This window comes from Rheinheimera sp. (genome assembly GCF_036568245.1).
Taxonomy (GTDB): domain Bacteria; phylum Pseudomonadota; class Gammaproteobacteria; order Enterobacterales; family Alteromonadaceae; genus Alishewanella.
On record NZ_DATCSY010000221.1, the window covers coordinates 1 to 9,980 of the forward strand.

Genomic DNA, 9,980 nt, shown 5'->3' on the forward strand with positions numbered 1-9,980 from the left:
ACTGGGCAGTTGCTGGCGGTCAACCTGACGCTTACCAGAAGCGAAATAAATTTCGGTGTCGCGGGCCTGCTGCCAGGATAAAGGCGACATTTGCGCAACACAGCCCTGAAACTTATCAACGGCATCAGCTGCGCGCACACTGGTCAGCACTAACTGTTGCTGCGCATCACCCAAATCAAACTGTAACCAGGCACCTTGCTGCAGCTGACGCAATAACGGCAACGCCGCTTGCAGAAAACTAACTTCGCTGTCCTGATATAACTCGGCGTAGTATGTCTCGGCAGACGCAGCGGGCTGCCCGCCTTGCCAGTCGGCTGGACGGGCGATAACACTCACCTGCTGCAGTGCTGAATGCGGCTGTGCCAGTACCAGATTAAGCCGCAGCGGCTGACCGGGTTCCAGTGCGAAACTGACCCGCCCCAGGCCTCTGACCTGTTGCTGTAACTGGCAATAAAAAGCATCGCTGTTAAGCTGCCATTTGGCCTGCTCTGCCGGTTGCGTCAGCAGTGCCGCAGTCACCGAAGCCCCTGAAAGGCTGGCGCTTAACCACAAACTGAAAGACAATACAGACACCATACACACCTTTTATTTTGTCGCTGACATCACGCCGGGCAACTTAGCCTGGCATAGCAAAATAAAAAGCAAACGGCATAGAAAAGCACAGAACACTGACGGAGCGGCCATAACAATACGGCTAACCCCAACGAATGGCGCTAAGCTAATGCGGCCCCGCTGTCGTAGCGCTGTAACACGCCGTAGACCGGAAGCTTTGCGTCCTGACCTTTCGGTGCAGTTTGCCTTTTAATTGTCTTAACAAGTTCACAAATCCGACCAGATTTATGAACCGAAACTGAATAATGCAAACGATATCGAAATTATGTTGGCTTAGCAAGAGTGTTTTTTAACAAGATCTAATATGATGTTTAAGATCATAGATTTGCACCTGCATATTTTTTCGCCAGCCGCTAACATATTACCAACACTGCTCTGACCTGTTGCCGCTATCAACTGACTAAACAGTAAGAAAAACTGCAAAACTATCTAAACGGACACAGCAAACTACCGTCAATTATTTCCCTTTATTATGGCGCTATGATGACAGCCATCAGGTACCGCGTTAGCCCAGAGCACCGATAACATTCACCCGCAGATTTTCCGGAATTTCGTTATACGACAGCACGGCCAATGAGTTCTGGGTAAAAGTACGGGCATAGCGCGCCAGTAATGGCCTCAGCTGTGGGATCACCACCAGCGCCGGCGTGTGGCCCTGCTGCTGCATCTGACTGCAGATCAGCGGCATATTACGCTGAAACTGACTCAGCAGGTTGGGTGCCACCGGGAAGCTATCCAGTGTCACTTTGCCAGCCTGCATGGCCTGATTCAGCGCGCTCTGCAGTGTTTGCTCCAGCTTTTCATCCAGCGTAAAAGCGGCCAGCTCGTCTTTGTCGCCACTGATTTGCCTCACCAGCGCCCGCTGCAAGGCACAGCGCACATCCGAGGTTAACAGCAACGGGTCCTTGGTCACTTCACTGCTGTCGAGCAGGGTGCTGGCAATGGTCAGAATGTCTCCCAGGCTGACCTGCTCTCGCAATAACAAACGGTAAACTTTAAGCTGCACCGTCGCGCTCAGCGCTTTATCCAGCGCTTCTGCCAGCACAGGCGCAACATTCGCCAGCCGTTTATTCAGTTGTTTTACATCTTCATATACAAACAGCTCAGACAAATGTTCTTTAATCAGCTTACCGGCATGGGTCGCGATGACTGTGGCGAGATCAACAACTGAATAGCCAAGGTTCAGTGCTTTGGCACGGGTATTGGTGTCTATCCACACCGCTTCTAGGCCGTAAGCAGGATCACGGGTAATTTCACCGTCCAGCTGGCCATAAATCTCACCGGTATTCAGCGCCAGCAATTGCTGTGGGTTAAGCCGTCCTGATGCCACAGGCACACCGGCCAGCTTAATCCGGTACTCCTGCGGGTTCAGTTGCAGGTTGTCGCGCACTCTGACCTCTGGTAGCAAAAAGCCACTTTGTTCTGACAGGGTTTTACGAATACCACGCAGTGTTTGTACCAGCTCTTCGCCTTTTTCTCTATCCGCCAGATAAACCAGCCGGAACCCGAGTTCAATCGATAGCCTGTCAACATGCGGAATGTCATCCCAACCCAGTGCTTTTGGCGTTTGCGCTATAGTCTCGGTCAGTCGTTCAGCCTGGATCAGCTCGCCTTTATCTACCCTTTGCTGTAAGCGCCAGGCAACATAAATCAGTGGCAGGCCAAAACCGATAAAAGCCATCGCCGGCATGCCAGGCACTGCACCGAGGATCAGCATAATGCCGCCGGTGGTCAGTAATACCCGTGGTGAGGCCAGTAGCTGTCTACCGACCTCATCGGACATTTCACCTTCGTCGTTCATCCGGGTCACAATAATGGCCGCGGCTACCGCCAGCAGTAATGATGGAATCTGCGCAACTAAACCATCACCTATTGTCAGCAGTGCAAAACGCTGAAAGGCTTCCCCCATGCTCAGACCATGCTGGAACACACCGATACTGATACCGCCAAGCAGGTTAATCACCAGAATAATCAGGCCGGCTATGGCATCACCACGGACAAACTTGGACGCCCCGTCCATTGAACCGTAAAAATCAGCTTCGCGGGCCACTTCTGCCCGGCGATCTTTTGCCTGCTCCGGTCCGATTAAACCGGCATTAAGATCGGCATCTATCGCCATCTGCTTACCCGGCAGCGCATCCAGGGTAAAACGGGCGGCAACTTCTGAAATCCGCTCGCCACCTTTGGTGATAACCACAAAGTTAATCACCATCAGAATAACAAACACCACCATACCGACGACATAGTTACCGCCAATCACCACCTCACCGAACGCCTGTATCACCCGGCCGGCAACATCAGAACCCTCGTGGCCGTGCAACAGCACTACCCGGGTCGAGGCAATATTCAACGTTAACCGCATCAGCGTGGCGACCAGCAATACGGTTGGGAATACTGAGAAATCGAGCGGTTTTTTGCTCGACACTGCCACCAGCAGTACGATAACCGACAGCACGATATTGAAGGTGAACAGCGCGTCCAGCATCCAGGCAGGCAGTGGCAACACCACCATGGCCAGAATGGCCAGCAGTAATACGGGAATAGCGGTGTAAGGTTGGGTCAGTATACGCCAGTTCACAGTTTAACTACCTCGGACTTTAGCTTTGTCTAACAATGATTTGGGAATGTCCAGCGCCGGTAAAGGCGCCGGTTGCTGGCCACGGCCATGTTTGTATGCTTTTAGCTGCATCACATAGGTCAGCACATAGGCCACTGCCGTGTACAAGCCTTTTGGTACTTCCTGATCGACACGGGTGGAGTAATAAATTGCCCTGGCCAGTACCGGCACTTCGAGCACTTCTATATGATGACACTGTGCGACAGCTTTAATGCGCAGTGCAATTTCATCGATGCCTTTAGCCACCACATAAGGTGCCCGGGCATCTTTTTCGCTGTAGCGAATCGCGACCGCATAGTGCGTCGGGTTCATCACGATCACATCCGCTTTAGGCACCCGCTCTTCAATGCGCCGGTTTGCCATCTGAAACTGAATTTGGCGGATCCGGCTTTTTATTTCCGGGCTGCCATCAGCCGACTTACGTTCTTCTTTCACTTCCTGCTTGGTCATTTTCAGTTCTTTGGCGATTTTGTGCGCCTGATATGGCACATCAATGGCCGCAATCAATAACAAGGCACAAGCGGTGAGCATCAGGCACAGTGCCAGCAGCCCCATGCCTTCCTGCAGAGCGACATTGAGATCAAGCCGCTGCAGCATCAGCAAACGCTGCCACAACTGACTGATAAACAGGTATAAACACAGTGCCAGCAAACTGATCTTCAGGATAGATTTACCCAGTTCTACCAGCGCGTTCAGGCTGAACATCCGCGCCAGGCCTTTTAACGGGTTTAGCTGTTGAAACCGCGGGCTGAATAACTTGGCAGAGTAGATAAAGCCGCCCGGTAACGCGCCGGTAATGATCATTGCGATAAACAGCAGCAATAAAAATGGCAACAGCGTACTGAGCATATCGCCGAATGCCTGCCCCATCGCGATCGGCATCAGCTTTTCATCTGCCAGCATGGCTTTATTCAGTTGCAGGCTGCGCTGCATCAGCTGCATAAATAAGGTCAGAAACAGCTGGGCAAACCACAACAAACCTGCAATACCTAAAATCAGCAGCACAGCAGTGTTCAGCTCTTTTGAGCGGGCAATCTGGCCTTCTTTGTGGCCTTTTTCTAACCGTTTCGCCGTCGGCTGTTCGGTTTTTTCCTGTGAACTGCTTTGCTCTGCCATCGTTTACCTCATCAACAGGTAAAGGTTATTCAGCATGTCATTTATCATGCCGGAGAAACGATGGCCGGTTTGCACCACAGTCAGGTACACGCAAACAAAACCCAGTACCATGTTCATCGGAAAACCCAGCACAAAAATGTTCAGCGAAGGCGCAGAACGGGTGGCGATGCCAAATGTCAGGTTGACCAGCAGCATAGCGATAATACCGGGCATGGCGACCAGCAAGGCGGCACCAAACATCCAGCCGAACATTTGCAGCAGCACATCGATATTCAGCTGATACAGGCCACTGCCTACCGGCCATAGCGTAAAACTATCAACCAGCGCCGCCAGCACCAGCAAGTGGCCGCCCAATGCAAAAAACAGCAAGGCACCCATGATCCAGAATAAATGCCCCAGCAGCGGCGCAGAGTCGCCGGTGGCCGGGTCCATCATCGTCGCCATCGACAAGCCCATCTGCATCGATAGCATCATACCGGCCATCATCAGCACTTCGAACAACATACGCACTGCCAATCCCATCATGATGCCAAAGCCAATTTGCTCAAACGTCATCACCGCAGCATCCAGCGAGAAAGGGTCAACAGCCGGCATAGCCGGTAACAAGGAGCTGAGTAAAAAACTGAGAAACACTGCCAGCAATATTCTGGCACGGGGCGGTACACCGGGGTTATCAAAAGCCGGCATCGCCCAGAGCAGTGCTGACAGGCGGACAAAAGGCCACCAGACAGCACCAATCCAGCTCATCAGTTCAGCACTGCTGAGCGAAATCAGCGAGCTCACCCAAACACTCCGGGAATAATCAGCATCAGGTTACGGAACCAGTCGATCAGTGTTTGCAGTATCCAGTTACCGGCAAATACCAGCATCAGCAAAGTGAGCAGCATGCGCGGTAAAAACGTCAGCGTCTGCTCCTGGATAGAGGTTGCGGCCTGAAATACCGCGATAATCAGCCCCAGGATCAGGCTTGGCACCACCATCACCAGCAAAATTTTGATAATGGTATATACCGCCTGGGCTACCAGTTCTGTGCTTTGATCCGGGCTCATGGCGAAGCTCCAAATGTTGCAGCCAGAGTACCGGCTACCATCGACCAGCCATCTGCCAGCACAAAAATCATCAGTTTAAACGGCAAACTGATGATCAGCGGCGACAGCATCATCATGCCCATCGACATCAGCACACTGGCGACAACCATATCGATAATCAGAAAAGGTAAAAACAGCATAAAACCGATCTGGAACGCCGTAGTCAGCTCACTGAGTACAAAGGCCGGAATAAGCACATCCAGCGGCACATCGGCGGCGGCCATCGTTGTGGGCTCTTTGGCAATCAGCAATACCTGATGCAGCTCGTTTTCACGGGTTTGTGCCAGCATAAACTGACGCAGCGGTTGCTCGGCCCGCACTAATGCCTGCTCCAGCGTCATCTCTTCAGCCTGATAAGGCTTAAAGGCATTCTGGTATATGTCCTGCCACACCGGGCGCATAATCAGCAATGTCAGCATCAGCGCGATGCCAATCAGTACCCGGTTCGGCGGGCTTTGCTGCAAGCCCAGCGCCTGGCGCAGTATGGCCAGTACAATAACAATACGGGTAAAAGAGGTCAGCACCATCAGCATGCCCGGGATCAGGCTAAGCGCCGTCATCAGCAGCAGGATCTGCAGTTTAACGCTGTAATCCTGCCCACCGTCCGCGTCGCGCACCGACAACACTGTCATATCCTGCGCCTGCACCATTACGGGCAGCAATAACAGCAGCAAGGGTAACCCCACAGCCAGCAGCAGCTGACGCAGCCCGGCGTTACGCATGATGCTCCGCTGCCGTATTACGGTTGACAAACTTTAAGCCATATTTGCCATCTACCATTACCACTTCGGCTTTGGCAAACAGCACGCCGTTTACTTTGACATCCAGCGCTTCGCCAACGGCTTTGTCCAGCGGCAACACATCGCCAACACTGGCACGGCTAAGTTCACCCAGTGTTACCTCTGCGCTGGCTACTTCCAGCGTCACGGTCAACGGCACATCACGAAACATCGCCAGGCCATCCGCTTTTGCTGCTGTGTTATCAGCGCCCTGTTCAAAGATATCGTCCATATCCATCATATCCAGGCCGGCTAATGCCGCATCCAGGCCGTTGTTCAGGTTTTCGCTCATGCTAGTGTCTCTTTATTTGCAATATCAGTAATTTGGAATACCAGGCCGTTCGCATCTTCTGCTACCTTGCCTGAAAACAGGGTGCGGTTGTTCAGCACAAAACTCATCGCGCTGTGCAATTCTATTGGTAAGATCTCGCCTTTCAGGCTTTGCTGCAGTTGCTGTAAACTGACTTTTTTGCGTGCCATTTCCACCCGGCACTGCACCGGCACCTGTGGCCAGGGTGATATATCGACAGCGCTGACACTGAGTGCAGTCTCTTCTGCCACTGCACTGAAGAATGCCAGTGGCAGCCATAAAAACCAGCTGATGGCCTCGGCATCCAGTAACAAGCGCACTTTCAGCGGCAGGTACTGAAAGCGGGCCGGCTCCAGTTGCTGCTTTACCGCACTGGCAGGCAGTGCCGATTGCTCTTTAAACAAAAACTGCTGCAACGCCTGCAACTGCCGCTGGGCTATCCGGCTACAAATGCGCAGCTCAGACGCACTGAGTTCGGTTTTCTCTTCCAGCGCCACCACTTTGCTGAGCTGGCCGCCAAGCGATAAGTCGGCCAGATGGTGCACACCGGTATAATCAAGCGCCATGTAGCAATAACAGTCGGTCGGCACCAGCACCGGACATTGCAGCAGCAGACGCCCCGGCTCTGCCAGCCAGCTGTCCAGACCTGTGCCCTGGCACAAGCTCAGCTCTATGCTGAATTCCACGTCGGTCAGAAGACGACTGAGTTCGGTTTCTATTGCCTGAGCCAGTTCAGGCAGTTGCTGTTTGGCAGCCGTGCTGGCCTGGCCGAATCGGCGCTGATCCAGTGTCAGCGCAAATGGCTGATAGCTGCCGGCAGCATCGGCTGCGATAAGGCCGCCGGTCTTCTTAAACTTATTCATCTGCGGTTACTTCTTGGTTGACACCGGCATCACGCGATACGCGGTAAGCTTTCTTACTTAAACGCCGCAGTAAACGCAGCCGTTGTTCACGTTTGGTATCCAGCCAGCTAATACCCAGAAACTCCAGCTTGTCGCTGACTGCACGGCGGTAGATAACCTCTGCTTTGATCCGGGTTTCACTGTCATATTCCACTACCAGCGTATCCGGCACGTGCTTACTCAGGGGGGCCAGCAAGCCTGCCCCCCCCAGACTGATATCTTTTACTACCGCCTGGCACAGTTGCGAACCGAACAAGCCCGGCTGTTTCAGTTTTACTGCAATGCCTTTGGTCTGGGTTTCATGCGGCTGATTCGCCGTGCTGAAGTACCAGCGCAGATAACGTCTTGCTACATCGGGTTTAGTTGCTGGCATCGGTAACCTTTACTCCAGAGCGTCCGACGGGCTGGTTATAACTTGCTGCTGTGGCGGCCTGTTGCACGGCGTTGTCTTTACTGGCCGGTGAAAACAGCTGGTTCAGTTCAGCCTCGGCGGCAGTGGTCAGGATCAGCAGTTCAATACGGCGATTCTCACTGCTGCCCTGGTCTTGTTCATTTAATGGCCGGTTTGCCGAAAACGCCGCCACCTGCGCTACCCGCTCTACCGGCATGCCACCCGCTGCCAGCACCTGACGCGCCTGCAGTGCTCTGTCGCCCGATAACTCCCAGTTACTGTACTGGCTGCCACTGAAAGCCGTGTTGTCGGTATGGCCGGAAATAATCAGTTTGTTCTGCACTTTTTTAAACACCGGCCCCAGGCTGAGCAGCAGGTCTTCAAAAAATGGCGTCATGCGGATCTGGCCACGGACAAACATCTGCTGCTGTTTATTGTCGCGGATAATGACCCGCAACCCGGACGGCACTATATCTACCTGTATATGTTCCTGCGCCAGTTGCTGGGCAGCCAACTGCTCAAATGCCTGCAACAGCAAGCTAAGTTGAGCCGGTGTATCAAACTGGCCGTCAATCAGCGAATTAAGTTTATCGCCCATCCCCGCCAGTGGTTTTTCATCCCCTGAGGGCACCTGCAGGTATTCCGACATCCCCGGCAGTGGGTTATCCGGTGGCAGCGCATTGGCGGAGTGTTTATCGACGATTGATGGAGTGCCGCCAAGGTCAACCGGAAACGGGCTGTTACCGGGTTTAAACGGGTCGGGGCTGCCGTCAAAAATAGAGTGTGTGCGCATATAGTTAGCAATTTCAGCACGCTCTTTGACATTAGAAACCTCTAAAATCCACAGCACCATAAAGAATGCCATCATCGCCAGTGTAAAGTCGGCAAAAGCGACTTTCCAGGCGCCACCGGCTTTGGCTTTGGCAGTGCTGTGGCGCGCACTGCGTTTAATGATTATGGGCGAGCTGTTCATCAGGCGGCCTTATCGTTGATCCACTGCTCCATCGTGGTAAACGATGGTTTCTGCTCTTCGTTAATCATGCGCCGGCCGGAATCGGTCGCGACAATAGCAACGTGACCTTTGGCATGCGCTACTAAAATAGCGCGCACACAATCAAGCAGCGCCAGCTGCTTCTTAACGTACTGCTCCATGGCAGAACTGAGCGGCGCCATCAGGCAATAGCAGCCAAAAATACCGATAAAAGTCCCTACCAGTGCCGCTGCAACGTGATAGCCGATATTGCTCAGCGGGCCATCCAGATGCTGCATGGTAATGATAATGCCGCCAACAGCGGCCAGAATACCGAAGCCAGGCATGGCTTCTGCCACCGAGTACATCGCTGAGGATGGCTTTAGTTTTTGCTGCTCTATGGTATAAATTTCCTGCTCCAGCAAGCTGTCAAAATCGTGGGCACTGAGCTTGCCCATACTCATCAGGCGCAGGTTATCGCAAACAAATACCACCAGCGCCTCGTTCTCCAGCACCAGCGGATAAGCCAGAAACACCGAGCTGGTTTGCGGGTTTTCCACATGCTCATCCAGTTCACGCAGGCCTTTGGTTTTTGCCAGATCCAATAGCGTGTACATCAACAGCAACAATTCGCGGTATAAAGCACCGCTGTCTTTGTGCTTACCAAACTGTGACTTCACCTGAAACCACATTTCTTTCAGCACGTAATTGGAGTTACCCACAACCAGCGCGCCAAAGCCGGCGCCGAAGATGATCAGAAATTCAGCCGGCTGCCATAAAGTGGCCACGTTGCCGCCGGCAAACATAAAGCCACCAACCACAGTACCCAGAACGATGATAAAACCTACTATTTTCTGCATTGCTTTGCTTCCTGTACCTTTACCACTGCGCCAGCTTTTTGCTGAGCATCTCCACCGATTGTTTGTGCAGCTGACATACCCGCGATTCTGTTAACTGCAGTACCAGTGCAATTTCTTTCATGTTCAGCTCATGGGCGTAATACAGCTGCAGCAGTAATTTGTTGCGCTCCGGTAACGACGACATGGCCTTTTTCAGCGATAACTTCAGCTCCAGCTGGTTCAAATTGGTGCTGCCAAGCTGGGCATCGGCCTGCTGTTCCAGCAGTAAATCCAGGCTTTCCATCGCTTCGGCCTGGCCAACATATTGCAGCTCCAGCAAGGTTTCAGCGTCGATG

The 9,980-nt window shown here is 52.9% G+C and carries 12 protein-coding genes and 1 riboswitch; all 12 genes read right to left on the reverse strand.

Translation table 11 applies throughout. The features are described 5' to 3' along the window. On the reverse strand, nucleotides 1-576 hold a 576-nt coding region (locus VIN66_RS10195), incomplete at its 3' end, for a hypothetical protein (protein WP_331923886.1). A 143-nt stretch (nucleotides 577-719) separates the two neighbouring features. Then, nucleotides 720-809: riboswitch (cyclic di-GMP riboswitch) on the reverse strand. Nucleotides 810-1,117: 308 nt separating this feature from the next. Further along, nucleotides 1,118-3,190 (reverse strand): flagellar biosynthesis protein FlhA, encoded by a 2,073-nt coding sequence (gene flhA / locus VIN66_RS10200; RefSeq protein ID WP_331923887.1) that lies wholly within the window; start codon nucleotides 3,188-3,190, stop codon nucleotides 1,118-1,120. 3 nt (nucleotides 3,191-3,193) lie between these two features. Beyond that, nucleotides 3,194-4,345 (reverse strand): flagellar biosynthesis protein FlhB, encoded by a 1,152-nt coding sequence (flhB, locus tag VIN66_RS10205; RefSeq protein ID WP_331923888.1) that lies wholly within the window; start codon nucleotides 4,343-4,345, stop codon nucleotides 3,194-3,196. A 3-nt stretch (nucleotides 4,346-4,348) separates the two neighbouring features. Further along, nucleotides 4,349-5,128: a flagellar biosynthetic protein FliR gene (fliR, locus tag VIN66_RS10210; protein WP_331923889.1), complete on the reverse strand. Its 780-nt coding sequence runs from the start codon at nucleotides 5,126-5,128 to the stop codon at nucleotides 4,349-4,351. Further along, on the reverse strand, nucleotides 5,125-5,394 hold the full coding sequence (locus VIN66_RS10215) for a flagellar biosynthetic protein FliQ (protein ID WP_331923890.1): 270 nt from the start codon (nucleotides 5,392-5,394) through the stop codon (nucleotides 5,125-5,127). The genes fliR and VIN66_RS10215 overlap by 4 nt, the downstream gene beginning before the upstream one ends. Beyond that, a complete protein-coding gene (gene fliP, locus VIN66_RS10220) occupies nucleotides 5,391-6,155 on the reverse strand; it encodes a flagellar type III secretion system pore protein FliP (RefSeq protein WP_331923891.1) in 765 nt (254 codons plus the stop codon). The genes VIN66_RS10215 and fliP overlap by 4 nt, the downstream gene beginning before the upstream one ends. Beyond that, the gene (locus tag VIN66_RS10225) at nucleotides 6,148-6,504 is read right to left on the reverse strand and encodes a FliM/FliN family flagellar motor switch protein (protein WP_331923892.1); all 357 of its coding nucleotides are present in this window, start codon (nucleotides 6,502-6,504) and stop codon (nucleotides 6,148-6,150) included. Before VIN66_RS10225 ends, fliP begins: the two co-directional genes overlap by 8 nt. Continuing rightward, nucleotides 6,501-7,385, reverse strand: coding sequence for a FliM/FliN family flagellar motor switch protein (locus VIN66_RS10230; RefSeq protein ID WP_331923893.1), 885 nt, complete (start codon nucleotides 7,383-7,385; stop codon nucleotides 6,501-6,503). The genes VIN66_RS10225 and VIN66_RS10230 overlap by 4 nt, the downstream gene beginning before the upstream one ends. Then, nucleotides 7,378-7,797 (reverse strand): PilZ domain-containing protein, encoded by a 420-nt coding sequence (locus VIN66_RS10235; RefSeq protein ID WP_331923894.1) that lies wholly within the window; start codon nucleotides 7,795-7,797, stop codon nucleotides 7,378-7,380. Before VIN66_RS10235 ends, VIN66_RS10230 begins: the two co-directional genes overlap by 8 nt. Next, on the reverse strand, nucleotides 7,784-8,788 hold the full coding sequence (locus tag VIN66_RS10240; RefSeq protein ID WP_331923895.1) for a flagellar motor protein MotB: 1,005 nt from the start codon (nucleotides 8,786-8,788) through the stop codon (nucleotides 7,784-7,786). The genes VIN66_RS10235 and VIN66_RS10240 overlap by 14 nt, the downstream gene beginning before the upstream one ends. Then, nucleotides 8,788-9,645, reverse strand: coding sequence for a flagellar motor stator protein MotA (motA, locus tag VIN66_RS10245; RefSeq protein ID WP_331923896.1), 858 nt, complete (start codon nucleotides 9,643-9,645; stop codon nucleotides 8,788-8,790). Before motA ends, VIN66_RS10240 begins: the two co-directional genes overlap by 1 nt. Before the next feature lie 19 nt (nucleotides 9,646-9,664). After that, a partial coding sequence (locus tag VIN66_RS10250; protein WP_331923897.1) for a sigma-70 family RNA polymerase sigma factor occupies nucleotides 9,665-9,980 on the reverse strand: 316 nt, incomplete at its 5' end.

Bases quoted from the DNA above. Each gene is read 5' to 3' on its own strand.
- flhB (WP_331923888.1), bottom strand. From the start codon at position 4,345: ATGGCAGAGCAAAGCAGTTCACAGGAAAAAACCGAACAGCCGACGGCG.
- VIN66_RS10215 (WP_331923890.1), bottom strand. From the start codon at position 5,394: ATGAGCCCGGATCAAAGCACAGAACTGGTAGCCCAGGCGGTATATACC.
- fliP (WP_331923891.1), bottom strand. From the start codon at position 6,155: ATGCGTAACGCCGGGCTGCGTCAGCTGCTGCTGGCTGTGGGGTTACCC.
- VIN66_RS10225 (WP_331923892.1), bottom strand. From the start codon at position 6,504: ATGAGCGAAAACCTGAACAACGGCCTGGATGCGGCATTAGCCGGCCTG.
- VIN66_RS10230 (WP_331923893.1), bottom strand. From the start codon at position 7,385: ATGAATAAGTTTAAGAAGACCGGCGGCCTTATCGCAGCCGATGCTGCC.
- VIN66_RS10235 (WP_331923894.1), bottom strand. From the start codon at position 7,797: ATGCCAGCAACTAAACCCGATGTAGCAAGACGTTATCTGCGCTGGTAC.
- VIN66_RS10240 (WP_331923895.1), bottom strand. From the start codon at position 8,788: ATGAACAGCTCGCCCATAATCATTAAACGCAGTGCGCGCCACAGCACT.
- motA (WP_331923896.1), bottom strand. From the start codon at position 9,645: ATGCAGAAAATAGTAGGTTTTATCATCGTTCTGGGTACTGTGGTTGGT.